Below are 23,812 nucleotides of genomic sequence, written 5' to 3'. Positions count from 1 at the left end.
CAGAAAATTTGTTGGTTGATATTTGCAAAGCCTGTTTTTTGTTCCCAAACTGAATGAACACCGGGCGACTTTCTTTAAGGATAAAACGATGCGACGTTGTCTGCGGCTAGCGTGGGGAATAGCGTTTATTTTCGCCTTGTCGGTACAGGCTGAAACGAAGGTCTATGGCGAGCAGCGCATCAGCGGCTGGTGGAGCTGGTTGAAAAACGACGTCTCGCAGACCTGGAATGAGCCGCAAAACTACGATTTATATCTGCCGTTTCTCAGCTGGCACAACCGCTTTATGTACGATAAAGAGAAAACGGATAACTATAATGAAATGCCGTGGGGCGGAGGTTTCGGCGTTTCCAGATATAACGCGGAGGGCAACTGGAGTTCGCTCTACGCCATGATGTTCAAAGATTCGCACAACGAGTGGCAGCCGATTGTCGGCTACGGCTGGGAGAAGGGCTGGTATCTTGATCGCCGTCGTGACTTTCGCCTGGGTCTTGGCGTCACCGCCGGGATCACCGCCCGCGATGACTTTGCCAACTACGTACCTCTGCCGATTATTTTGCCGCTCTTCTCCGCCAGCTACCGCCGTCTGAGCGTGCAGTTCACCTATATTCCCGGCACCTATAATAACGGCAACGTACTGTTTGCCTGGCTGCGCTACGGTTTTTAAATGCGCAGGCGGCCATGATCTGAACCGGCGAGCGTCAAATCGTAATCACTTTTTTGACCACCGAATTGGACAGCGCCAGCATCGAAATCAGTACCGAAGTGATAAACGTAAGGACAATCAGCATTAATTTTGTCCCCAGCGAGTTAATCGGGATAAACGCGGTGAGCAGGTGAAAAACGGAGTAGTGGAGAATATAGACGCCGGTCATCGTTTTGCTAATGGTGGCGAGAAGGGTCTCTTTAAACTCGCTGTTTTTGCGAAACCGCACGCCGTTGGCGGCAATAACCAGCGCAACCACCAGAATATAGATTTGTGAACCGGTCAGAATGAACGCATTTCTGTCGGCCTTAAACAGGGCGAAAAAGAAATGCCGCTCGTAAAACCAGGTAAAAAGGTAAATAAACGGAATGGCGATCATCGCGCCTTTGACCACTTTTTCTCGCCTGAGCCAGTCGGCGACCAGCGGGTCGCTGAAGAGCTGACCGGTCAGATAAAACAGCAGCCAGGTCCACAGGCGGTACTGCGGCGCCAGGCTCAGCGCATGGACATCCGGGTACAGCGCGGACAAAAGATCGTAACCATACGAGAGCAGCAGTAGCGTGAACACCGCGGCAAAGAACGCTGTGCGTCTTTGGCTGAGCCACTCGATAACCGGGTGAAAGGTGTAAATGACGATAAACGCAAATACAAACCACGGCTGGATAAGATAGCCGCGCTGGTAGGGCTCCCAGAGATAGTACACCGTCATCCAGAACAGAAAGACGATCACCACGCTTTTGATTTTGCCCAACTGCCATTGTGAGTCGTGGCGAGACTGTGAATCCAGATAGCCCGCCACCACAAAAAACAGCGGCGTGGCGATAGTGGAAATAAACGTCAAAAACCCGAGGATCCAGTGATAGTCATAATCATAGCTATCCCAGGTGTTGTAAATGGTGAAGAAGGTCACCGCCGTCATGCATCCCAGCGTTTTAATAATATTTAATCCGGTACTGTTCATGGTTGTCGCTTCATATTCTGATTGTGGAAACAGGCGTAGATTACCGGCAGAACCAGCAGCGTCAGAATAGTAGCAAAACCCAGACCAAACATGATAACGACCGCCATGCTCTGGAAGAAAACGTCGAGTAATAAAGGCGCCAGGCCGAGCACGGTGGTAAACGCCGTCAGCAGGATAGGGCGCAGACGCGAAGTGGCGGCATCAATAATCGCCTCCTGCTGCGCTTTTTCCTGTTTCTGCTGTTCAATCTCTTCTACCAGCACGATGCCGTTACGGATCAGCATTCCGCTCAGGCTCAGCAGACCGATTAACGCCATAAACCCAAAAGGGATCCCGGTGATTAAAAAGCCCGGCGTTACGCCAATCAGCGCCAGCGGCACGGTCAGCCAGATGGCGATCGCATTTTTCAGCGAACTGAACATCAGGACGGTGATGACAAACATCACCAGGTAACCCAGCGGCAGGGTAGTAAACAGCCCCTGCTGCGCCTCGCTGGAGTTCTCCGCATCGCCACCCCACTCAATGCTGTAACCGTGCGGCAGAGCGAGCGCATCAATCTGCGGCTTCACGCGGGACAGGATATCCCCCGACGTCTGGTGGCTGAGCGGGTCGGGATCGGTCTGTACCGTCAGCACCCGGCTGCGATCGCGGCGCAGAATCAGCGGATCTTCCCATTCAAGGTGAAAGCCGCTGACCACGTTACTGAGCGGAATATACTGCTGGCGGCTCTGGCTCCAGACCAGCACGTTATTCAGGTGATTCGCGTCCTGGCGCTCGGCGGCGGGCGGGCGGACTATCACCGGCAGCAGGTCGGCCCCCTCACGGTACAATCCAACGCGGCTGCCGGAGAAGTTCATCTCCAGGGCGTTATCAATATCCTGTTTATCAACGCCCAGCTCGCGCCCAAGCGCGGGGGAGTACTGCGGACGAATAACTTTGCTACGGTTTTGCCAGTCGTTGCGAACGCCGTCGGTGGCCGGGTCCGCGGAGAGGATATCGCCAACCTGGCTGGCGAGCAGGCGCAGACGGTCGGGGTCCGGACCTTTAATCCGCACCTCGATGGCGCTGTCGCCGGAGGGACCGAACATCACGCGTTTCGTGCTGGCGTTCACCTGCGGGTAGTTGCGCGCAATATAGCGATCCACGTGCTGCGTCAGGGCGGCAATGCTGCGCTGGTCGTCCATGCGCACCATGATTTGCGCATAGTTGCTGTACTGCCGTTGCCCGCTGTAGGTGAGGATAAACCGCATGCTGCCCTGACCGACGGTGGCCACGGTGGTGACCACGCCCGGCTGGCCGTTAATGGTGGTCTCAATATCGCTGGTCATCTTTTCGGTGGTCGCGATATCGGTACCGTAGGGTAGCCAGAGATCGACAAAGAAAATCGGCGTATTTGACGAGGGGAAAAAGTTTTGCCGCACCGAGCCGAATCCCCAGATAGCGGCGGCCAGCAGCGCCGCCATGACGGTCAGCGTAATGGTTTTGCGCAGCAGAAGAGCACGCAGAGCCTGCTGGTACAGACGGTAAAAGCGCCCGCCGTACGGATTGGCGTCGGCCTGCGCCACCGGCTGCGATTGATTTTTAAACAGCCACCATTTAATCAGCACCGGGGTAATGGTCAGCGCCGAGAACCAGCTCAGCATGAGCGAAATCAGCAGTACCTGGAACAGCGATTTACAATATTCCCCGGTCGAGTCCTGCGACAGCCCAATCGGCGCAAAGGCAAGAATCGCAATCACCGTGGCCCCCAGCAGCGGCAGGGCCGAACGGCGAATCACATAATTAATTGCCGTAAGTAGCGTCGATCCCTGCTGGCGGGCGATCAGCACGCCTTCGACGATGACGATAGCGTTATCGACCAGCATGCTCAGGGCGATAATCAACGCCCCCAGCGAGATACGCTGCAGCTCGATACCCCACAGGTACATGATCAGCAGCGTACCGAGCACGTTGAGCGCCAGCGACAGGGCGATAATAATGCCGCTGCGTACGCCCATAAAGATCAGCAGCACGCCAACCACAATCGCCAGCGCCATCAGGAAGTTGGTGATAAAGCCGTTGACCGAATGGGCGACTTCCGCCGCCTGATCGTAGAACAGGTCAATGTTGATCCCGGCCGGTTTTTCCGCCGACATCTGCTCCAGCTTGCTTTCCAGCGCGCGGCCAACGTCAATCACGTTAACCCCGGGTATAAACGACACCCCCATAGTGACCGCCTGTCGGCCGTTGGCGTGGTAAATGCTGGAAGGCGATTCGCTCAGCCCGCGCGAGAGCGTGGCAATATCGCGCAGCCGCGTCGCCGTTGCCGAGCCGTGCGGGCTGATTAACAGGTCGCCAAGCTCGTCGAGGTTGGCAAACTCGCCCGTGGGATGCAGGCGGATCGATTCGCTGCCGGATTTAATCTCACCGGCGTTAGACACCACGTTCAACCTGCTCAGTATCGCCGCCAGCTGGTTGAGCGTGATTCCGCGGGCGGCCATTTTCGCCAGCGAGATATCGATGTTGATTTGCTGGGGGATCGCCCCGCCGATGGCGACTTTGCCGACGCCGGGGACCAGCACCAGTTCGCGACGCAGCTGCTCGGCATAGCGAACCAGCTCAGGGTTGGTAAAGCTCTCGCCGGAGAGGGCAAAGAAGAAGCCAAAGACATCGCCAAAATCGTCGTTCACAAACGGAGCGGCGACGCCGGGAGGGAACTGGCGGGCGGCGTCGCCCACCCGGCGGCGCAGTTCATCCCAGATTTGCGGCAGCTCGCGGGAGTGGTAGCGCGAGGCGATATTGACGGTAATTTGCGACAGGCCGTTGGAGGAAATTGAGCTGACGTTGTCGAGATACGGCAGCTGCTGCAGCGCGTTTTCCAGCGGCAGGGTGACTTCTTCTTCCACCTGCTGCGCCGACGCGCCGGGATAGTGGGTGACCACCACCGCGGTTTTGATGGTAAACGCCGGATCTTCCAGGCGGCCAATATTCAGCAGAGCGAAGATCCCGCCGATGCCCAGCAGCAAAATGGTCAGCCAGACGCGGACCGGGTTGTTAATAAACTGGCGGGAGATATCCATTACAAACCTCGTTCACGCGTCCAGATACGAACCGGCTGTTGCGCATGTAATTCGCTGACGCCTGCCGCCACTACGCGCTCGCCGACGCTGAGCCCTTCGGTAATCACCACGCCCTGAGAGGTCACCGGGCCCACGCCGACTTTTCTCTCTTCCAGCTTGAGCTGGTCGCCGCTGCCCTGTACCACCCAGACGTGGGGCTCATTGCGCGGGCGATTATCCGGGTTAAACACCGCTTCAACCGGCACCACCACCGCGTTTTGACCGGCGCTGGCGGGCAGGTTTGCCAGATTGACCGTCACCGTTCCGCTAACGCCGCCCACCGAGGGAAAGTCGGCCGGCCGCGGCATAGTCAGTATGATTTGCCAGGTGAGCGTGCTGCTGTCGCTGCTGCCGGTATGTTCTTTGTAGTCGGCGGTAAACTGGCGATCCGGCATGGCGTTAATTTTGACGACAGGACGATACTGCGCGTTGCGAATATCCAGCGCGGTAAAGAGGTTTTCCGGAACGCTAAACACCACGTCGAGCAGATCGGTTCGCGTCAGGGTCACAATGGGCTGTCCGGCGGCGACAACCTGGTGGTTACGTACCGGCACGTTGGCGGCAACGCCGCTGAACGGGGCGGTCAACGTCATTTGCGACAGCTCTTCGCGGGCGATTTTCAGCGCGGCGTTAGCAGCGTCGCGGTTGGCCCGCTGGATATCCATTTCCGCCTTTGAAATCGCCTGACGCCCGGCCAGCGTCTGGAAGCGATCGAACTGCCGCTGGGCGAGGGTGGCAGCGGTTTGCCGTTCATTCACGCGCTGCTGCGCTTCCCGGGCGTTGAGCCTGGCAAGGGGCTGCCCCTGAGTAATATTGGCTCCCTGACGGACATCAAGAGATTCAATCTGGCCGCCGCGTTTGAAAGACAAATCGGTGGAGTCCCCGGACTCAATGCGGGCGGGAAATACGCGCTGCTGCGCATCACCGATAGCCACCACCTCGGCGACTTTGACCATCCGCGGTAACGGCGTAATTTCAGGCGCTTTCCGATCGCAAGCCGTTGTTATTAAAATAACAAGCGGAATGAGAGAAAAATAACGGTTCACTGTATTCCCCTCGAAGTAAAAGGCTATATTTTACATATTATTCACAATCGCTGTATTTATTCAGCGAGGGCCGAGACAACGAAGTAGGTAATTAAACCGGTAGCCGTACAGGCGATTATTGCCAGGGCAATAAACAGGCTCAGGCGAAACAGACTGTAACCGAACATCGTTCCTCCTTTAGCGCTAACGCTTAGCTAAGTAAATTCTTATCGTAATAATTATTGTGGGGCGACAGAAAGTGAACAAGCCACTGATAATGAGGATAGTCGTAGTAAAACGGAAATGTTAAAAAGAGCAAAAATTACGGCGATGGCGACGATTTTACCGGGTTTGTAGTCGAATTGTCTGGCTGCGCCTGACTCTGTGATATTTTTCAATATATTAATTGGCGACTTAATAATGTTTATCGTGGTGTGCTACGTTTAATTATACCTACACGTCTTGCAGATTTTGTTCTTGAGATCTTTTCCTCAGCGCCATTGCCCGGGCTGTTTTCACCACCTTTTTTTATAGGTAATAAAAGGATTGTCTCTATGTATAAAAATATCCTCGTGCCGGTTGATGTGTTTGAAATCGGTCTGGCGGACAAGGCCTTGTCCCACGCCCAATTCCTTGCGCAAAGCTCTTCGGGACAGATTCATCTGGTACACATCATTCCCTCTTTTTCTCCGGTGCTGACGCGCGGTTTTATTTCCGATGCACGAAAAATGGAAGACTATCTGATTAATACTGCTAAGGAAAAGCTGGCAGAGCTGATCAAGAAACTCGCGCTGACGGAAAAGGATATTCAGATTCACATTCGCAGCGGCAACATTCGCGATGAAGTGACCAAACTGGCCGATGAACTGAAAGCGGATGCGGTGATCATCGGTTCGCGCAACCCGAATATTCAGACGCATCTGCTGGGGTCGGAGGCGGCAGGAATCGTTCGCTATGCCCATGTTCCGGTTTTTGTGGTGCGTTAAGGGCGGCCTGTGGCTGTCCTGATTTCCGTTACAGGAGTGAGGAGATAACTATGAATACAGAAAAACCGGGCGGCCCGTTCTATCAGCTCTCCGTAGAAGAAACCCTGACCAGCACCAACAGCACTCCGGAGGGCATCAGCGGCGCCGAGGCGGCGACGCGTTTGCAGCAGTATGGCGAAAATGCGCTGCCGCAAAAGGCGGGAAAGCCGGCGTGGCTGCGCTTTCTGGCGCATTTTAACGATGTGCTGATCTATGTGCTGCTGGCGGCGGCGCTGCTGACGGCGGTCATGGGGCACTGGGTGGATACCCTGGTGATCCTCGGCGTGGCGGTGATTAACGCCCTGATCGGCCATATCCAGGAGAGCAATGCGGAAAAATCGCTTCAGAGCATTCGCAACATGCTCTCCAGCGAGGCGGTGGTTATTCGTCAGGGCAACCATGAAACGATCCCGACAACCGCTCTGGTCCCCGGCGATATCGTCGTCATCCGCGCAGGCGATCGCATTCCCGCCGACCTGCGGGTGATCGAAGCGCATAACCTGCGGGTGGAAGAGGCGATTCTGACCGGCGAATCGACGGTGGTGGAGAAAAGCACCGAGGCGCTCAGCGGCGAACTACCGCTAGGCGATCGTACCAATCTGCTGTTTTCCGGCACCACGGTGAGTTCGGGCGGCGGAAAAGGCCTGGTGGTCGCCACCGGCGGCGATACCGAGCTGGGCCATATTAACCAGATGATGTCGGATATCGAAAAACACCGTACGCCGCTGCTGGTGCAAATGGATAAGCTCGGCAAAGCCATTTTTATCATCATTCTGGTGATGATGGCCGCGCTGTTTGTCTTCAGCCTGCTGTTCCGCGATATGCCGGTTTCTGAGCTGATGCTGTCGTTGATTAGCCTCGCGGTGGCGTCGGTGCCGGAAGGTTTACCGGCGATTATCTCGATAATCCTCTCGCTCGGCGTGCAAACCATGGCCCGTCAGAAGGCGATTATCCGCAAGCTGCCCACAGTGGAAACCCTCGGGGCGATGACGGTGATCTGCTCGGATAAAACCGGAACGCTGACCATGAACGAGATGACGGTGAAGGCCGTTATTACCGCCGATAACGTTTATCGGGTGGAGGGCGACAGCTACGAACCGGTAGGGAATATTCATCCGATCGATGAGCCCGATCCGATAACCGTTGCCCCCGGCACGCTGCTGGAACGCTATCTGCGCACCATCGATCTGTGTAACGACAGTCAGCTTATCAAAGACGAAAGCGGGCTGTGGAAAATTACCGGCGGCCCGACCGAAGGGGCGCTGAAGGTGCTGGCGGCGAAAGTCCCGCTCCCGACGGTCAACACCGAGCTGCGCAGCAAAATCCCCTTCGATTCACAGTATAAATATATGTCGACGCTGTACCGCATCGGCGATGAAGAGATGATTTTGATTACCGGCGCGCCCGATGTCCTGTTCCGTCTGTGTCAGCATCAGCAAATCGACCATGGCCTGGCGCCGCTCGATCAGCCTTACTGGGAAGCGAAAATCGAAGAGTACGCGCGGGAAGGGCTGCGGATGGTGGCGGCGGCGTGGAAACCGGCAGCCGACGGGCAAACGGAGCTTAGCCATGAGGATTTGCAGCAGGGCGTCATTCTGCTGGGGGTTGCCGGGATGATGGATCCGCCGCGACCGGAGGCGATTACGGCGATCGGCGACTGCCTGCAGGCCGGGATCCGCGTGAAGATGATCACCGGCGACCACCCGCAAACCGCGATGAGCATCGGCAAGATGCTGGGGATCGGCAATGCGGAAAACGCCATCACCGGCAGAGAACTGGAGGTGATGGACGATACCCAGCTCAGCGAAGCGGCGCAGAAATTCGATATTTTCGCGCGTACCAGCCCGGAAGATAAATTCCGTCTGGTGCAGGCGCTGCAAAGCAGGAAAGAGGTGGTCGGGATGACCGGCGACGGCGTGAACGACGCCCCGGCGCTGAAGCAGGCCGATGTCGGTATCGCGATGGGGATTAAGGGCACCGAAGTGACCAAAGAGGCCGCGGATATGGTGCTGACCGACGATAATTTCGCCACCATCGCCAGCGCCGTCAGGGAAGGGCGTCGGGTATACGACAACCTGAAGAAAACCATTCTCTTCATTATGCCGACCAACCTGGCGCAGGGGCTGTTGATCATTATTGCGCTGCTGGCGGGGAATTTAATTCCGCTGACGCCGGTGCTGATCCTGTGGATGAACATGGCGACCTCCGCCACGCTGTCGTTCGGCCTGGCGTTCGAAGCGGGCGAGAAGAACATCATGCGGCGTCCGCCGCGCGATCCCAAACTGCACGTAATGGACGGCTTTGCTATCTGGCGGGTGATTTTTGTCGGTTCGATGATTGCCGTCAGCGCCTTTGTGCTTGAAGCCTGGCTACAGCCGCGCGGCTATTCGCCTGAGTTTATTCGCACGGTGCTGCTGCAGACGCTGGTTACCGCCCAGTGGTTCTATATGCTCAACTGCCGGGTGGCGGACGGCTTCTCGCTGAGTAAAGGGCTGCTGGCGAACCGGGGGATCTGGATTGTCAGCGGGGTGCTGCTGGTGCTGCAGCTGCTGATTATCTACGCGCCGTTTATGCAGATGCTGTTTGGTACCGAAGCGCTGCCGTTCCGCTACTGGGTTATCACCTTTATTATCGGTTTTGTGATGTTCCTGATTGTGGAAGTCGAGAAGCCGCTGACCCGGAGATGGCGTACGGCCTGATATTGAGCAGAACGCGGCATTCCCGGTAGCCCGGCTAAGCGCAGCGCGAGCCGGGCTACCCGTGATGTGATGATGGGTTCCCCGGGCAGGCGCAACGCGCCGCTCCCGGGATAACCTCGTTGCTTGCAATTGAGATTGATATTAGCAATCATTATCACTACCGAGGGTGTGCTGGAAACAATCAACCGATGTCGCTTCGCAAGTTTTGTTTTGCTTCTCCGCCGAAAGGGCGGATTTTTATCGCCGCGCTGGTCTCCACGCTTTATGGCATTAACGCTTACGCCAGGCCGGATATGCGCCCGCTGGGGCCGAATATCGCCGACCGCGGTTCCGCGTATTATCACTTCAACGTTGCTTATTTCGATTCCCTTGATGGCGAACGGCATTATAAGGTCTGGACGGCGATACCGAACGCGGCGCCGCCCGCGCAGGGGTATCCGATTCTGTACGCCCTGGACGGCAACGCGGTGATGGACCGGTTGTCTGACTCGCTGCTTGAGACGTTTACGCAAAAAACGCCGCCCGTTATTGTGGCCATCGGCTATCAAACGAATTTGCCCTTCGAGCAGCCCGCCCGAGCCTATGACTACCGGCCGAAAGTAGAGGAGAATCCTGCCGACGCCGGATGGGACCGACGGAAGAGCGGCGGCAGCGAGGCATTTCGCCGGCTATTAGAAAATACCATCGTGGAAAAAGTTGAGCGCGGGATCGCGATCAACCCTCAGCAGCGGGCTATCTGGGGGCACTCCTATGGCGGATTATTCATCATTGACGCCTGGCTGGCGTCATCCCGCTTCCAAATCTATTTTTCTGCCAGTCCTTCTCTGGGACGGGGCAACGCCTCGCTGTTAGCAAAAATGGCCGCGGCGAAGGCGGATGCGTTTAACCGGAAGTCCCTGTACCTGATGGAGGGGGCGGTTGCGACCCAGCGGGCCTCTTCCGCGGGAGCAGAAGAGATCCGGGGCAGCGTCCTGCAGACGGTTTCCCTGCTCAAGAAAAATGGCGTGGCGGTCAACTGGTGGCCCTATCCCGGGCTGTCTCACGGGGAGATGTTTAGCGCCTCGCTGCAAAGCGCGCTGCTGGCGATGAGCGGTTTTCCCCGGGGCTCGGGCAATTAGTCGAAGATGCATTTTCGCATACCGCCGAATGAGAGCAGGGCGCATTAACTGGCGAGCCCTGCTGTTTCGATGCTTAAGGCAGCTGACGATAGGCGTCGTCGGCGACCGGCTCCAGCCATTCGTTAGACGCACCTTCGGCAGGGACGGCAACGGCGATATGGGCAAACCAGCTATCGGCGGCCGCGCCGTGCCAGTGCTTGACGCCTGCGGGAATATTCACGACGTCCCCAGCGGTAAGCTCGCGCGCCGGTTGATTCCACTCCTGATACCAGCCGCGACCGCCGGTCACCAGTAAAATTTGCCCGCCTTTATGATGGATATGCCAGTGGTTACGGCAGCCGGGCTCGAAGACCACGTTGCCGATAGTGACCCCTTCCGTGGAGAGCATATTCAGGTAGCTGGTACCCTGAAAATACTGCGCATAGGCCTCGTTTTTCTCCCCCTTGGGGAAGATACCGTTACCGTCAAATTGTTGGTTCATAATGTCTCCACATTTCAGTTTTGGGCTTTTAAGCGGCCCCTTACGACTCGTTGAACAAAGTGTAGAGAAGGTTTGATTAAATGATAAGATGCGCAAATGTGAATACACTGGTGCACAGAATTCACCAATGATGAGCAAAGAAAAACTCAACGACCTGCAGGCTTTTGCCACGGTGGCTCACGAGCGCAGCTTTACCCGGGCGGCCGCGATTCTGGGTGTTTCCCGGTCAGCGCTGAGCCATACGCTGCTGGCTCTGGAAGCGCGTCTCGGGGTAAGGCTGTTAATCCGCACCACGCGCAGCGTCTCGCCAACCGATGCCGGGAACCGTCTGCTGGCCGTTCTGGCGCCGCGGCTGAATGAAATCGAAGCTGAACTGGCTTCTCTGCGCGCTTCACGAGATAAACCCGCCGGAACGGTACGCATTACCGCCAACGATCATGCCATCGTCACCGTCCTGTGGCCGCGTCTGCGGCCTTTATTAACGCAATACCCGGATATTCATATTGAGTTCAGCGTCGGATACGAGCTGACCGACATTGCCGCCCAGCGTTTTGATGCAGGCGTACGGATGGGCGATCAGGTGGATAAGGACATGATTGCGGTGCGCATCACGCCCGATGTGCAGATGGCGGTGGTTGCCGCCCCCGCTTATCTTGCCGGCAGGGCGGCAGTAAGACGTCCTGAGGATCTGATGGCGCATAACTGCGTTAATTTGCGTTTGCCCACCCACGGCGCGCTTTACGCCTGGGAGTTTGAAAAGGGAAGTCAAAAGACCCGCGTTCGCGTTGACGGGCAAACCGTTTTCAACAATACCTTTCTGATGATTCAGGCCGCGCTGGACGGAGCAGGGATTGCCTATGTTCCTCACGACTTAGCGGCGAAATATATCGCCACGGGGGAACTGGTACCGCTACTTGCCGACTGGTGCCCTCATTTCCCGGGATACTATCTTTACTACCCGGGCCGACAGCATCTTCCGGCGGCGTTTACGCTGGTGGTCGACGCGCTGCGCTGGCACCGCAGGGGGTGATCCCGGCTGCGCGATGGCTGCCGGGTTTCTTAAACAGGGATCCTCAGACCGGGATGGCGTTACTTATTGTTGGAATTGGGAACATGCTGCTGCATCAATTCAACGATCCAATCAATAAAAACACGCAGTTTGGCGTTGACATGGCGGTTCGGCGGAAACGCCAGGTACAATGGCATTGGACTGATACGCCATTGTTCAAATAACGGAATTAAAGCGCCACTGGCCCGATGTTTTGCCGCCATATAGGTTGGCAGCGCAATCACGCCTAAGCCAGCGAGCCCCGCTTCGAGGTAAGCGTTGCCATCATCCACGGCAAGTACATAGCGGCCTGTGATTTCAATATGTTCACTCCCACTGCGCAGGACCAGAGGATCAATCTTACCGGTGCGCGAGGACAAGAATCCCACTATGCGATGGTCGGTGTTTTCCAGCTCTCGGGGGTGCGCAGGGGCGCCAAGGCGTTCCGCATAGCCAGGGGCGGCGTAGACGCCGATTTGCAAATCGCCGACATGGCGCGCGATCAGGGACTGGTCGTTGATGTCGCCACCGCGCAGGACGCAATCCACGTTGTCGCCGATCAGGTCCACCACCCGGTCGCTGACGCCCATGTCGAACTGGATGTCAGGGTAGCGCGCGTGGAAAGCCGGTAGCGCCGGTATCAGGACGAGGCGGGCCAGCGGACTGGGCACATCCACCCGTAGCCGTCCCCTGGGCGTCATCGCCGCACTGGACAGGCTGTTTTCAGCATCCTCCATGTCCGCCAGCAGGCGGATGACGCGCTCGTAGTAGACCGCGCCATCGGCAGTCACGCCGAGCCTGCGGGTGGTGCGATGGAGCAACTTGACGCGCAGGCGCGCTTCCAGCTGCTGAATGAGCTGCGTCACCGTGGTTTTACTCATATGAAGCGTTTGGGCAGCCTTTGTGAAGCTCCCTGCTTCCACCACGCGAGCAAAGGCGCGCATCGCATCGAAACGATCCATTCCTAATCCTCCCTTTTCGCCGATTGTTTGGATATTACAAACAATGATGGACAAAGTCGCTTGTTTATCCGCCCGATCCTGCACCTGTAAAGTGTCCTTATGTTCACCGGGCTGATTTCGCCCCATTGCAGAGGTACAGACATGACGGCACGCGATGCAGTTTTCCCCACCGGTCGGCAGGCGCTCTATGAGCGCAATCGCTATTCACCGGCCATCAAATCCAACGGTTTTCTGTTCGTTTCCGGGCAGGTTGGTAGCCGCGAGGATGGTTCGCCAGAGCCCGAACTGAAAGCGCAGGTCAGGTTGGCCTTCGATAACCTTAATGCTGTCCTCGCGGCTGCGGGCTGCACGTTCGGTGACGTGGTTGACGTGACCCTCTTTGTTGTCGACCCCGAGTCAAATCTCGACGCTATCTGGAGTATCCTGCCAGAATATTGGGGGGAAGCGCCTTACCCTACGTTGACCGGGATCGGCGTGACGTGGCTTTACGGATTCCAGTTTGAGATTAAGGTGATTGCCAGGCTGCCCTGCGCGTGACGGGTTTTTCCGCCAGTCAAAAGATAAGACAGAGGAAAATTTATGAAAGCAGCGGTCTATGACGTGGAAGGCGCTCCCGGCGTCCTGAAATATGTCGATGTCCCGGAGCCGGTCACAGGGCCCGACGACATCCTGATTTCTGTCGAGGCTATCTCGATTGAGGGTGGCGATCTGATTAACCGCCGTTCAACGCCGCCGCCGCTTCCTTTATGGATCGGTGGCTACGCGGCCGCGGGCACAGTTGTTGCCGTCGGATCGAAAGTCCGAAGCCGTACGGTTGGGGACAGAGTCGCTGCTTTTCACATGCAGGGATCGCATGCGGAACGTTGGGCCGTGCCCGCGGAACGCACCTGGCTTATACCCGATGGGGTGGGAATGGCAGAAGCGGCGGCATTGCCGATTTCATTTGGTACCGCGCATCATTGCCTTTTCACGCGAGGCATGCTCCGGCAGGGAGAAACCGTTCTTATTCAGGCCGCAGCGGGTGGCGTGGGGCTCGCGGCCGTTCAGCTTGCCTCACAAGCAGGCGCAACGGTTATCGCCGTGGTAAGCGGAACGCAGCGACGAGGTCGGTTGCGTGAACTTGGTGCCGATCATGTTGTGGATCGTACAAAGGATAACATCGTGGACAGTGTCCGACAGTACACCCATGGCACCGGTGTTGATCTCGTCATCGATCCGGTGGGAACGACGTTGCCTGTTTCGCTTTCTGCACTCGCTCCGGAAGGACGTCTGGTCTTCGTCGGTAATGCCGGCGGCGACAGTCTGACTGTCGACTTATGGCCGGCAATGCAGTCTAACCAGACGCTCATGGGGGTATTCATGGGACCTCTTTTTGCAAGGCAGGGAGTTCGAACCAGCGTGGACGAGATGCTGCAGGCTGTAGCAGCAGGGCGCGTCACGGTTGTCATTGACCGCATCTTTCCCCTGGCTAACGCTGCCGCGGCCCACGAATTTGCTGAGACAGCGAAACCGCTTGGCCGGATCGTGATGAAGCCATGACGCGCGTTTGACCAGGATGAGTGCGTGGCGGCAGGATGCTATTAGAAGCGCTTTTCGGATGGTACTAACTTTCTGATTTTGAGGCGTTAAGGGACATTGGGGGCACGCCGTCCTCGAATCCGCTTGACCTCAAAATTCTTCCGATGTGGAGGAGAAAATGAAAATAAAAAAGCCCGCTTCAAAAGCAGGCTTTTCAAATTTGGCTCCTCTGACTGGGATCGCCTTTGCCAGTAACTGGCTAATAAGTAAGCTAAACCTGAATTCCCTTTCTGTCAAGACCCCCAGAATGACCACTAATAGTTGCGGGTTACATAAATCTGGTTTGAGCTCCACGCTCTGCATATGCTGGACTGACCCCAAGACATTAGACACTTCCTGCCCTTACAACGAGACCTGTTCGAAGGCCTCGGGGCTGACACCGCTGAGATGGCTGTGGTGCCGGATCCAGTTGAAGAAGACTTCAATGTAATCGAAGATATCAACGCATACAGCGCCAGCTCTCATGAAAGCGTCGGTTTTATTGACCAGCCCATTACGTTATGGGTTTTGAGGTAGATAACCGACTCTTTGGCGTGTCACTGCATCCAGCTACATTGCATTGATATCAGATACGGGCAGGTATTGTCTGGCGCATAGCTTCGCTAACACTGAAAATGTTAGACCCTCATTCAGAGGAAAAGCGACTCTCCATCGAACAGGCTGTCGCCCAGAAGCAGACGGACCATCCAGTATTTTGTCAGGATGAATTCGATATCGACCTGAATCCGAAAATTGGCGCGGACTGGATGCTCAAAGGGCAATAGAAGTGTATTACGACAACGGGACAGAACCAAAAGTATTATCTGGCGGATAAGCTGCATTGGGATACGGGACGAGTCCATCGCGCCGATACGCACAGAAAGGCCCTAAACGCCACCAAAAAGATTATCCTTAAGAAATAGTGGAAAATGGTTCATCACAGCTATTTCATAATAAACGGCAAGGAAAAAGAGAGGAATAAGATATGCCATACCCCATTGTGCCTTGGATGCAAATTGCACCTCACTATCATCGGGATACGATATTGTTGGGTAATGGTGCAAGCATTGCTGTTTCACCGGATCTTGACTATGGTTCTTTACTGGCTTACGCCCTCCGGGCAGGTTTGCTCACAGATGATGTGAATCAACTCTTTCAATTTTTCAGAACATCCGATTTCGAGCTGATTCTTCGGCTGGTTTGGCAGGCGTCAAACGTCAACAGGTCACTTCAAATTCCAGACAATCGCACACACCAAGCCTACCTGAGAGTTAGAGAGTGTTTGATTCAGGCCGTTCGTGATGTACACCCTGAATATGAGCAAGTTAGCGATCAATTGCCTAATATGTACCAGTTCCTTAAACGGTTCGATACGGTTTTATCATTGAATTATGACTTGTTGGTCTACTGGACAATGACCTATGGCTTAGATATCAGAGATGGCCATTTATTCAAGGACTGCTTCCGTGGGAACAGAATGTTCGACGATGCCTGGTGGAGATTTCGTGATCCTTTATTCGAGCGGACTAACACTTTGGTCTTCTACCCGCATGGGAGCTTGGCTCTGTGCAGAAATGTTGTGGAGCAGGAGTTCAAGATTCACAACGCGGGAGAAGGCTTGCTAGAGGCAATCCTTGAACAATGGCGCAGCGAGCAAGTCGTGCCGTTATTTGTCAGCGAAGGAACGATGCAGCAGAAAGTATCGTCTATCCAGAATAGCTACTATCTGTCTACCGTGTACCGGGAGGTGCTAACGTCGCGACGATCCACTTTAACGCTACTTGGTTGGGGACTTGGGGAGCACGATCGACATATTCTGAAGCGGATGCGCGGAACCGGCATCCAACGTGTAGCGGTTTCCGTCTATCGTGGTAATCAGGTCTATTGCAACTATGCGTACCAAGTTATTCAGGACGACTTAGGGCCCGTCCCTGTGGATTTTTTTGATAGTGAAAGTCCTGGATGCTGGATTCACCCGATGCCGCCAGTTATACCCAGAGTTTAGCCAACTCGCGGGTTAACGTCGTTACCTGAGCGATTGCTGCGACGGAGATTTTGCTTTGACTTTTTAAACCGGTCGCGGCGGATCACAACCGCGACTGGTTTTTTGAAAAGCCGACCCAAGGACAAACTGACCTGGGGCCGGGGTTGCTGTGCTAACCGTTACGCGGCAATCGTTTCAGCCTGCGGCTGTTCACCTGCTACGGCGGTGTCATTCTCCGATTCCTTGAGTTGTGAATCTTCCACCACATCCTGCTGCTGGTTTTCGGCTCGGAAGATGGCAGAGAGCCAGCCTGTTCCTTTCATCAGCAGTTCGGCCTAACTGGTAATATCGCCCTTCTTGAACTTCATCAATCGGGTGACTCCATGCTCATTTATTGTTCAGGGTCCGCTATAAAAGGGAACAGACCGTAACGGCCATGATGCGGGTTCTTGCCAAACATAAGAGACTGCTCGCGTTTCATGATTGCATCAGGCGGGTCGGTGTTCTCAACAACGATGACTTGGGTGTCCTCAGGCAGAGCTTCAAGGTACGCGTAAAATTGATCTTTAAGGTCAGTACCGGTCAAATCATATTCCGTTCCATCAGGCTCTCTGTATGCCAGCAATGGAGAATCGAGCACAACGAATCCAGTATGTGGTGTGTGGCGTGCACGGCAGAAAGCAAGCAGCCCGAGGGTGAAAGCTGCATGCGTAATGGCGCGAAGGCCCTTACCAAAAGCACTACGCGACTTTCCGGCAATGACAAGGTCCCTAGTCTTGGAATCGAAGTACACATCCCCAGCCTCTGGGAAGTGCCAACCAGTCAGTATGCCTTCAACAGTCTTAGCAAAACTATGGGCCACAGTGGTTGAGAGATCTGCATTAGCAACCCCCCCAGCCTTCCCGTCTTCAGTGCCCTTTTCAAGATCAGCGCGACGGCGCTCCATGTCTTGCACAGTGGCGTAGAGTGCCAGCGCTTCGCGCACCTCGGCCCGCTTGTCGGCAAAGCCTGAATAGGACTTGCGAAGGGTCGAGAGCTTAGGTGCGAGCAATTCTTCAACTGACCCTGAAATTGACTCCAGTTCTCGAACAACAGTAGGCATTCTGCGATCAAGGCTGGCACCTTCGCGCTCAAGGGTTTGGACGGTATCTACAAGTTCCGTGCGCAAAACTTCGATCTTGGCAATCTCCACTCGTGCAGCCTGAACGACGACATCAGTATCTCCATCACACCCAGTATGGGCGCGATGATGATCGGGGTCAGCTCCACAAAGAGGACAATGCCCGGCACCCAGTACGCTAAACAGCGTCCCGCCTTCTTCAATGGCACGTAGCCTTTCAATATCGGACCAGTAGTGTCTGTCAAGCAACCTGAACCGCTCAAGCATCGCACTCACCTCTGCACGTCGCTCTCGGCTTTCTTCCAGTTTCTTGCGCAATTCTCGCCGCTTCCCAGCAGCCTCCTGAAATTCATCTTCGGTGGTGTTTACCTGGGCCGCCTGTTGACGAAGTGAGTTGTCGATCTTCTCTAGCTGCTCCTCCAGTTCCTTCGGACTCTTTGTCAACTCCTTGAGCCGGTCACGATAGTCGTCAAGAAGCTGATCGAGAAGACGCAATTGTGCCTCGCGCGATAACTCTTCTGGCTCACTTTTATTACTGGTGGCGACCAATGCGGAGTCGTCTGCTCCGGTTAGAAGTAACTTGAATGTGGCCAAGTTCGGCGTGTTAGCGGTGGGATTGCCATCAATGAGCGGTGAGCTTTGTTGTGTGATCTCCGTCTCATCGACGATCATCAAACGCGCAATGTTGCGAAAGCTTAAACTGATGGTTTCGTTCCGGGAATTTTTGCGAACACGCTTGCCACCAAGGCCACATAGATCCAGCAAGAATGATGAAAGGTTCGTGTTGTTCTTATCGCTGTGTTTTTCGTCAAGCTGCGTATACGTAATTTCGTTTGTTGGTGGCGCCTGGTGCAAGTCTTCATAGAGCCGAAAACCACCACCATCTATGCTGCGCCAGAGTGTAAATGACTTCCCATCAAGGGTTTCAAGCCCCAATAGAACAAGGTCGTAGCCAACGCGCTCAGGGATATCGCGCAGAGGCGGCTTTCCACCGAGCATGAAGTCGATGGTTTCGACAATGAAAGATTTTCCAGTGTTCGATGCGCCGTAAATGACATTGAGGCCAGCACCGAAGGTCACTGTTGCGGATGGCTTTTGTGGCCCAAAAAAACCGAGAAAGCGCAAGCGTAAGCCGGGAGTTACTGCCGTCATACCTCACCTCCCAAGCTTTGCTCAATGCTCTGAAACTGTTCGACCCATTTATCGAAGAAACGACGCATCATGCCTTTGAACTGTTCATCCGTCAGATCACCAATGGTTTCGACAAGCCATACAGCGCGATCCTTCAGGGACAGCAAATAGTTGGAAGATACTGATGACAGGAACGTTGCAGCATTTTCGCCCGCGCCGTACTTGATTCCCTCGGATGTGACTTCGCGCTCCACGAGGTCACGGGTCATCATCAGAAGCAGTGATTGCTCAACCAACTTGCGGCGCACGAGCAATTCAGCAGACCGCATAGGCGTCGGTGGGTGCAAATTGTCTGGTCCATCAATATCGCCTGTATGAACAAGAAGGTAGTCAAGGGCCACAAGCCGCTGGAGGTCGTAGGTTTGCGGATAGGCAGCACCCAGTATCGAGACCGCACGGATACCAGCCTCAAGTGGGCTATTGAAGGTAATTGGCTTATGTTCTTGGCTCATGATCGTGTCCACCGAAGGCGCTCCTCATTCACAAGTTGGTGGCAGATTCCGTCTCTATCCTTGGGGTTCGTACAAATGATGAGGGCGTTTGCCGTAATCTGCATGTCGCGGGCAGCCTTGGTGACAGCGCAGACCTTTTCGTAGCCGTCAGCATGGTTCCCGTCTTGTGTATCAATAACGCCATCATGAATGTCATCCAGCAAAGCTTCGAACGTGCCTGGTGGGACACTATCACGTGCGAAGACGCGCAGTGACTCAGCCTCATAGAACGCCTCGCGCTGGCGGCGGAAATGATCCTTGAGTTTCGTCACGGACAAGGCCGAAGGGTCAGTCACTATTGTTCCTGTGTGCTCGCTGTATGCGCCGAACAACTGCGTCACATAGCGACTCTCGGTGGCGGCAACTTCTTGGGGCGGCTTTTCAGATGCAGGCCGCGTTGGTAGTCCACCACCAAAGCGCGCTGTGTGAACCGGCGTGGCTCTGTGATCGTCAACAAGCTGAAGCGCAGTCTTGGCATCGAAGATGGTAAAATCGAATGAGTCTACATAGGCACGGAGCTTTGCATCGAGCAACACTTCTTGTGTGCTAGTGATCGCATCTTTCACATGCTTATCCCAGTTAGCTAACAATTCCTCACGCAACTTCGTGCCATTTGAAAATAGGCGGCTAAGCGACGTACCAGCACCTCGAGGCGAAACAAAATAGTAGCGACGAGGGACCGTGTATTCACCTTTGTACGAGTACCAGATGATCTTGCCGAACTCAACCCAAACATCACTAGGCCTGATGGCATTGCCGTAGTGCTTGCATTGGAAGTTGTCCCATACACCCTGAAGGCGTTCATCGCCAACGAACCCGGCGACATCAATACCCATATCGCCAGCACCAGAGAAACGCAGGACGTGTTCATACTTCGTCGCGAGGCAGTAATAAGCCCATTCCTCGACGAATCCCTCCCACTCGTCTGGCGAGTAGGTCAGTAGCCTTTGCTGCGGCGGCATAATGGGGCCGTTCGCCACCTGAGCTGCCGTAACAGCGCTTGCTGGGCTCGGCGGCTTATTGATGTCCATCCAACTCGCCGTCATAAAGCACCTTGTCCTTGGTTATCGAGTGGGCAGAAGTACGGGTTTTTGTGTATCTGCGCAGCCTGGACTTTCTTTGTGAAGAACTCCGAAAGGTCGTCTTGCTGCTCAAGCAGACGGACGATCTCATGAAGCGTCGAGAGGACTAAAACTTTGTGTTGCAGAAATTCACGTACCGTATGAATGGCAGGTTCTGTGTAGTCACTGGCAGAAATGAAGATGCCTCGAACCTCGGCACGCGACATGAGGCGAACAAGATGCTCTGAAATCTCAGGCTTACCCACAGGATTGCGATACCACTTCATTTCAACGAAATACAGAACACCACCGAGTTCAATGATCCCATCAATCTGCTCGACGATCCCTCCACCAGCCTCACCAACCAAATGAAAGGATTTACGAATGAGAACACCATAGGCTTGAAAAAGATTGTTGAGAGCCGTCTCCAGCAATTTTCCGCGTTCCTGTGCAGTCGCAGTAGTGCTAAACAATGTATATAAACCCTGCTTGGCATTCTCGATTCTGTTACAGAGATCACGTTTTTCTGCTGCGATCCGCTGTGACTCAGCGAGGCGGGTTTGCCGTTCTTCTTCGCGGGCATTGTTCATGCGCATGAAAGCGTCTTTTTGGTTGACGACTTCGCGGATACTGGCGACAAGACCCTTGGCTTTAAGTTGGTCAGCGGGCCAGCACGAATCAAAGTTCGCAAAGTCCACCACGCGCCGCAGCACCTCGCGCCGTTCACGGAGAGCGTGTTCCCCCTTCGTGTTGAGGCGTTCAAGCACCGTGCGAACCATCTGGTACTTGTTGACATCCTTTGGTGCAGCCCTCAAGTGAACTGCAATGTCAGAAGTTATTTTGTCAGGTACTCCTGCGCCCCGGAAGAAAACCAGCACATCCTGCTTAGAGCGATTGAGCAACGGCAAAACATCCACCAGGAGGTTGAACAGCTCCGGTGGATAGTGGAATATGATGTCTGAGGGTGCATTAGTCATGCGCTACTTCCCCTCCAAATACACTCATCAATGTAAGCAAAGGATTTGTTCCCTTCCGTCATAAAGCTTCCCTATTCAGGCTTTATATGCTTGTTAATCTTATAACAGTAAACAGTTGGGCCAGTAGGGAGCGATCTGATAACCATTCGTGATTCAGCTTCGACAAGGTCCAAATCGTACAGTGCCTACAAGTGCATCCAGAACTGCGAGTAATCGCTGAACCAATGAGCAAGCTGTAGTGCTGAGTCGCTGGTAATACTACGTTTGTCGTTGATGATCTGGGTGATCCATTGGCTGGGACGCCAAGCTGGCGCGCTAGCTCAGTCGGTAACACACCACCAGCCTCATGCCATTGGGTGAGAACTTCACCTGGGTGACGGGCTGCTGCGATCATATTACGCCACAAAATGGACAGGCTATTACCCCAACGGTAAGCGTTTTGAGGATGTACGTCAATCGTACATAAATTGAGTTTAATCATATACAAAAAGTGAGCAGCGCGCGCATACAGTAGGTACTCCAAAGCGTAAGGAACATGCTGCCACGGAGAACTCGACATAGATCACAGAAAAAAGGGGGCCGAAGCTCCCTGCGATCAAAACAACTCCCGTTCGACGAAGGACACCGTGGGCTCACCGCCGAAGTAAAGTGATCCAATGCACGCACGTCAACCATTGCCAATCCTTTTTTAATCCGCACCCTAATCGCCTTGTCAACATGACTTGGCTCAGGGATACCACTCGGATGGTTATGTGCAAATATCACCGCTGCAGCGTTAAACCCCACTCCCAAACCCCCAAACCATTTCACCGCTGCGAACCAAGGGGCGCTAAACCCGGCTATGCGTGGGCTAGTTATTTCTCCAGTGCGTTTTTCGTTCTTCATATCTGCTTCCGTTTAATCGTTTCCCAGTACAACCCATCCCGCAAGGGTAAATAGCACGCATTCTGCGCCCTTGCAGGCTGGAACGATGCCGGGAAAGCGAACCGTCAGGCGATACGAAGACGAAAATCACACCACTGACGGAGAAAAAACCATGACGATATCCCTGCATACCCAGACTGGCGCCCCTAACACCTCAGCGGCGACCAGCGTATCCCCGCTGGAGCAGTCAGGCTCCTCAAAAACGAAATTTTCTAAAAATAGTACCGATATTTATCAGGCAGTTACTGACAGTATCATTACGGCACTGGAAGCCGGTGTTAAGCCGTGGTCATGCCCCTGGCAGCGCGTACCGGGCATGTCAGGATTACCTTCAAATTATGCGACTAGCGCTGCATACAGCGGGATGAATATCATGTTGTTGTGGAGCAGTGCGTCAGAACAGGGGTTCAATGATTCACGCTGGATGACCTACAAACAGGCAAAAGCGGAGGGCGGGCAGGTACGCAAGGGAGAACACGGCACTACCGCCATTTTCTATACCACGCTGGAAAAGGAAAATGACGACGGAGAAACTGACTATATACCGATGCTGAAGACGTTCACCGTATTTAATGTTGAGCAAATTGATGGTTTGCCTATGAGGGACGAAGCCGTTTTCCCAGCAGGGACTTTTGAGCCGTTGCCGCCTGCGGAGGCGCTTTTCCTTTACAGTGGTGCAACCATCATTGAGAAGGGACAGAATGCCTTTTTTGCACCATCAACCGACGAAATCCATTTACCGGAACGTCGTCTTTTTAGCGATGCTGCCAATTTCTACGCAACGGGCCTGCATGAGTTAATTCACTGGTGTGGGGCAAAAAGCCGGCTGAACCGTGAAATGAAAGGGAAGTTTGGCAGTGAGAGTTATGCTTTTGAGGAGCTGATCGCCGAGTTGGGAAGCGCGTTCCTGATGGCGGATTTGGGGGTTGTCGGAGAGGTTCAGCATGAAAGCTATATCGCTTCCTGGCTGAAAGCACTGAAAAACGACAAACGCTATATTTTTAAAGCTGCCAGTGCGGCATCCAAAGCGCATCGTTATTTGATGGATAAAGCCTGAGGGCAGGGGAGAAGAAGCTACAAAAGAATGTGACTTTAACCTTTAACGTGTGTGGGCAGAGTAAAGCTTGTTCCAACGGCGAATTCCCCCCTGCAAATTTTCCTGGTACTTGGTGCCAAGAAAATTTGCAGGCTGCGGGGCGGGCGGCAAAGAGCCCGCTCACCCCTATAGATGTATTGGCTTAAACTTGATCTGGCAGTGTTCGCTGCTAGAACATGATTCAACCTGAAAATCGGCAATGAGCGAAATATAGTCATTAGCACCCTGAGAATTACACTTTTAAGTGATTCAGGGTATGCGCTTACTGGTTACGAATATTGAGCGGGAATC

Annotated in this window: 20 protein-coding genes and 3 pseudogenes; 10 read left to right on the top strand and 13 right to left on the bottom strand. The window is 54.5% G+C overall.

What is annotated here, in order from left to right; all coding sequences use genetic code 11:
* Nucleotides 1-88 precede the first annotated feature (88 nt).
* A complete protein-coding gene (gene pagP, locus BJF97_RS18710; RefSeq protein WP_032693514.1) occupies nt 89-664 on the top strand; it encodes a lipid IV(A) palmitoyltransferase PagP in 576 nt (191 codons plus the stop codon).
* A 34-nt stretch (nt 665-698) separates the two neighbouring features.
* Here pagP and BJF97_RS18705 read toward each other — a convergent pair whose 3' ends face one another.
* The 3 genes from BJF97_RS18705 to BJF97_RS18695 are packed head-to-tail and all read right to left on the bottom strand — an operon-like array spanning nt 699 to nt 5,808.
* A complete protein-coding gene (locus tag BJF97_RS18705; protein ID WP_160741211.1) occupies nt 699-1,622 on the bottom strand; it encodes an acyltransferase in 924 nt (307 codons plus the stop codon).
* A gap of 38 nt (nt 1,623-1,660) precedes the next feature.
* Nucleotides 1,661-4,723: an efflux RND transporter permease subunit gene (locus BJF97_RS18700; RefSeq protein ID WP_032693513.1), complete on the bottom strand. Its 3,063-nt coding sequence runs from the start codon at nt 4,721-4,723 to the stop codon at nt 1,661-1,663.
* Nucleotides 4,723-5,808, bottom strand: a complete 1,086-nt coding sequence (locus BJF97_RS18695) for an efflux RND transporter periplasmic adaptor subunit (RefSeq protein ID WP_032693512.1) — start codon at nt 5,806-5,808, stop codon at nt 4,723-4,725. Before BJF97_RS18695 ends, BJF97_RS18700 begins: the two co-directional genes overlap by 1 nt.
* Nucleotides 5,809-6,341: 533 nt before the next feature.
* Between BJF97_RS18695 and BJF97_RS18690 the strand changes: the two genes are divergently transcribed.
* From BJF97_RS18690 to BJF97_RS18680, 3 genes are all read left to right on the top strand, one after another.
* On the top strand, nt 6,342-6,773 hold the full coding sequence (locus BJF97_RS18690) for a universal stress protein (protein ID WP_032693511.1): 432 nt from the start codon (nt 6,342-6,344) through the stop codon (nt 6,771-6,773).
* Nucleotides 6,774-6,823: 50 nt separating this feature from the next.
* A complete protein-coding gene (locus BJF97_RS18685) occupies nt 6,824-9,511 on the top strand; it encodes a cation-transporting P-type ATPase (RefSeq protein ID WP_032693510.1) in 2,688 nt (895 codons plus the stop codon).
* 188 nt (nt 9,512-9,699) lie between these two features.
* Entirely contained in the window at nt 9,700-10,629 is a 930-nt protein-coding gene (locus BJF97_RS18680; protein ID WP_032693509.1) for an alpha/beta hydrolase, read from the top strand.
* 73 nt (nt 10,630-10,702) lie between these two features.
* Here the strand turns inward: BJF97_RS18680 and BJF97_RS18675 are convergent, their stop codons facing one another.
* Nucleotides 10,703-11,110 (bottom strand): cupin domain-containing protein, encoded by a 408-nt coding sequence (locus BJF97_RS18675; protein WP_014229898.1) that lies wholly within the window; start codon nt 11,108-11,110, stop codon nt 10,703-10,705.
* 127 nt (nt 11,111-11,237) lie between these two features.
* Here BJF97_RS18675 and BJF97_RS18670 point away from each other — a divergent pair, with 127 nt between their 5' ends.
* Nucleotides 11,238-12,140, top strand: coding sequence for a LysR family transcriptional regulator (locus BJF97_RS18670; protein WP_014838860.1), 903 nt, complete (start codon nt 11,238-11,240; stop codon nt 12,138-12,140).
* 59 nt (nt 12,141-12,199) lie between these two features.
* Here the strand turns inward: BJF97_RS18670 and BJF97_RS18665 are convergent, their stop codons facing one another.
* Nucleotides 12,200-13,120 carry a LysR family transcriptional regulator gene (locus tag BJF97_RS18665; RefSeq protein ID WP_032693508.1) on the bottom strand — a complete coding sequence of 307 codons (921 nt, stop codon included), beginning with the start codon at nt 13,118-13,120 and terminating at the stop codon, nt 12,200-12,202.
* 141 nt (nt 13,121-13,261) lie between these two features.
* Between BJF97_RS18665 and BJF97_RS18660 the strand changes: the two genes are divergently transcribed.
* The gene (locus BJF97_RS18660) at nt 13,262-13,657 is read left to right on the top strand and encodes a RidA family protein (protein ID WP_032693507.1); all 396 of its coding nucleotides are present in this window, start codon (nt 13,262-13,264) and stop codon (nt 13,655-13,657) included.
* Between the two features lie 42 nt (nt 13,658-13,699).
* Nucleotides 13,700-14,659 (top strand): quinone oxidoreductase family protein, encoded by a 960-nt coding sequence (locus BJF97_RS18655; RefSeq protein ID WP_032693506.1) that lies wholly within the window; start codon nt 13,700-13,702, stop codon nt 14,657-14,659.
* Between the two features lie 129 nt (nt 14,660-14,788).
* Here BJF97_RS18655 and BJF97_RS18650 read toward each other — a convergent pair whose 3' ends face one another.
* Nucleotides 14,789-15,001: a hypothetical protein gene (locus BJF97_RS18650; RefSeq protein ID WP_032693505.1), complete on the bottom strand. Its 213-nt coding sequence runs from the start codon at nt 14,999-15,001 to the stop codon at nt 14,789-14,791.
* 39 nt (nt 15,002-15,040) lie between these two features.
* A pseudogene (locus BJF97_RS34785) lies at nt 15,041-15,139 on the bottom strand (IS3 family transposase); the annotation flags it as partial.
* Between the two features lie 71 nt (nt 15,140-15,210).
* On the opposite strand from BJF97_RS34785, the pseudogene BJF97_RS35150 reads away from it, so the two are divergent.
* Nucleotides 15,211-15,540: pseudogene (locus BJF97_RS35150) on the top strand (IS630 family transposase); the annotation flags it as partial.
* 122 nt (nt 15,541-15,662) lie between these two features.
* Nucleotides 15,663-16,682 carry a DUF4917 family protein gene (locus tag BJF97_RS18645; protein ID WP_032693504.1) on the top strand — a complete coding sequence of 340 codons (1,020 nt, stop codon included), beginning with the start codon at nt 15,663-15,665 and terminating at the stop codon, nt 16,680-16,682.
* A gap of 158 nt (nt 16,683-16,840) precedes the next feature.
* On the opposite strand, the gene BJF97_RS34775 is transcribed toward BJF97_RS18645, so the two are convergent.
* The 6 genes and pseudogenes from BJF97_RS34775 to BJF97_RS35510 all read right to left on the bottom strand — a co-directional run.
* Nucleotides 16,841-16,984 (bottom strand): hypothetical protein, encoded by a 144-nt coding sequence (locus tag BJF97_RS34775; protein ID WP_158499682.1) that lies wholly within the window; start codon nt 16,982-16,984, stop codon nt 16,841-16,843.
* 68 nt (nt 16,985-17,052) lie between these two features.
* A complete protein-coding gene (locus BJF97_RS18640; protein WP_032693503.1) occupies nt 17,053-18,933 on the bottom strand; it encodes an AAA family ATPase in 1,881 nt (626 codons plus the stop codon).
* Nucleotides 18,930-19,424 (bottom strand): ABC-three component system middle component 2, encoded by a 495-nt coding sequence (locus BJF97_RS18635; protein WP_032693520.1) that lies wholly within the window; start codon nt 19,422-19,424, stop codon nt 18,930-18,932. Before BJF97_RS18635 ends, BJF97_RS18640 begins: the two co-directional genes overlap by 4 nt.
* Nucleotides 19,421-20,509 carry an ABC-three component system protein gene (locus tag BJF97_RS18630; protein WP_032693502.1) on the bottom strand — a complete coding sequence of 363 codons (1,089 nt, stop codon included), beginning with the start codon at nt 20,507-20,509 and terminating at the stop codon, nt 19,421-19,423. The genes BJF97_RS18635 and BJF97_RS18630 overlap by 4 nt, the downstream gene beginning before the upstream one ends.
* Entirely contained in the window at nt 20,506-21,501 is a 996-nt protein-coding gene (locus BJF97_RS18625) for a restriction endonuclease (protein ID WP_032693501.1), read from the bottom strand. The genes BJF97_RS18630 and BJF97_RS18625 overlap by 4 nt, the downstream gene beginning before the upstream one ends.
* A gap of 595 nt (nt 21,502-22,096) precedes the next feature.
* A pseudogene (locus BJF97_RS35510) lies at nt 22,097-22,281 on the bottom strand (JAB domain-containing protein); the annotation flags it as partial.
* A 256-nt stretch (nt 22,282-22,537) separates the two neighbouring features.
* On the opposite strand from BJF97_RS35510, the gene BJF97_RS18620 reads away from it, so the two are divergent.
* Nucleotides 22,538-23,482 carry an ArdC family protein gene (locus BJF97_RS18620; protein WP_032693500.1) on the top strand — a complete coding sequence of 315 codons (945 nt, stop codon included), beginning with the start codon at nt 22,538-22,540 and terminating at the stop codon, nt 23,480-23,482.
* The last annotated feature ends 330 nt before the right edge of the window (nt 23,483-23,812 follow it).

Source organism: Klebsiella sp. LTGPAF-6F, assembly GCF_001753185.1.
GTDB lineage: Bacteria > Pseudomonadota > Gammaproteobacteria > Enterobacterales > Enterobacteriaceae > Klebsiella > Klebsiella michiganensis.
The sequence above is the reverse complement of the archived record's forward strand: the minus strand, read 5'-3'. Positions and strand labels throughout refer to the sequence as shown.

Coding starts and splice junctions, on each gene's coding strand:
- pagP (WP_032693514.1), top strand. CDS start 89: ATGCGACGTTGTCTGCGGCTAGCGTGGGGAATAGCGTTTATTTTCGCC.
- BJF97_RS18705 (WP_160741211.1), bottom strand. CDS start 1,622: ATGACGGCGGTGACCTTCTTCACCATTTACAACACCTGGGATAGCTAT.
- BJF97_RS18700 (WP_032693513.1), bottom strand. CDS start 4,723: ATGGATATCTCCCGCCAGTTTATTAACAACCCGGTCCGCGTCTGGCTG.
- BJF97_RS18690 (WP_032693511.1), top strand. CDS start 6,342: ATGTATAAAAATATCCTCGTGCCGGTTGATGTGTTTGAAATCGGTCTG.
- BJF97_RS18685 (WP_032693510.1), top strand. CDS start 6,824: ATGAATACAGAAAAACCGGGCGGCCCGTTCTATCAGCTCTCCGTAGAA.
- BJF97_RS18680 (WP_032693509.1), top strand. CDS start 9,700: ATGTCGCTTCGCAAGTTTTGTTTTGCTTCTCCGCCGAAAGGGCGGATT.
- BJF97_RS18675 (WP_014229898.1), bottom strand. CDS start 11,110: ATGAACCAACAATTTGACGGTAACGGTATCTTCCCCAAGGGGGAGAAA.
- BJF97_RS18670 (WP_014838860.1), top strand. CDS start 11,238: ATGATGAGCAAAGAAAAACTCAACGACCTGCAGGCTTTTGCCACGGTG.
- BJF97_RS18665 (WP_032693508.1), bottom strand. CDS start 13,120: ATGGATCGTTTCGATGCGATGCGCGCCTTTGCTCGCGTGGTGGAAGCA.
- BJF97_RS18660 (WP_032693507.1), top strand. CDS start 13,262: ATGACGGCACGCGATGCAGTTTTCCCCACCGGTCGGCAGGCGCTCTAT.
- BJF97_RS18655 (WP_032693506.1), top strand. CDS start 13,700: ATGAAAGCAGCGGTCTATGACGTGGAAGGCGCTCCCGGCGTCCTGAAA.
- BJF97_RS18650 (WP_032693505.1), bottom strand. CDS start 15,001: ATGCAGAGCGTGGAGCTCAAACCAGATTTATGTAACCCGCAACTATTA.
- BJF97_RS18645 (WP_032693504.1), top strand. CDS start 15,663: ATGCCATACCCCATTGTGCCTTGGATGCAAATTGCACCTCACTATCAT.
- BJF97_RS34775 (WP_158499682.1), bottom strand. CDS start 16,984: ATGAAAGGAACAGGCTGGCTCTCTGCCATCTTCCGAGCCGAAAACCAG.
- BJF97_RS18640 (WP_032693503.1), bottom strand. CDS start 18,933: ATGACGGCAGTAACTCCCGGCTTACGCTTGCGCTTTCTCGGTTTTTTT.
- BJF97_RS18635 (WP_032693520.1), bottom strand. CDS start 19,424: ATGAGCCAAGAACATAAGCCAATTACCTTCAATAGCCCACTTGAGGCT.
- BJF97_RS18630 (WP_032693502.1), bottom strand. CDS start 20,509: ATGACGGCGAGTTGGATGGACATCAATAAGCCGCCGAGCCCAGCAAGC.
- BJF97_RS18625 (WP_032693501.1), bottom strand. CDS start 21,501: ATGACTAATGCACCCTCAGACATCATATTCCACTATCCACCGGAGCTG.
- BJF97_RS18620 (WP_032693500.1), top strand. CDS start 22,538: ATGACGATATCCCTGCATACCCAGACTGGCGCCCCTAACACCTCAGCG.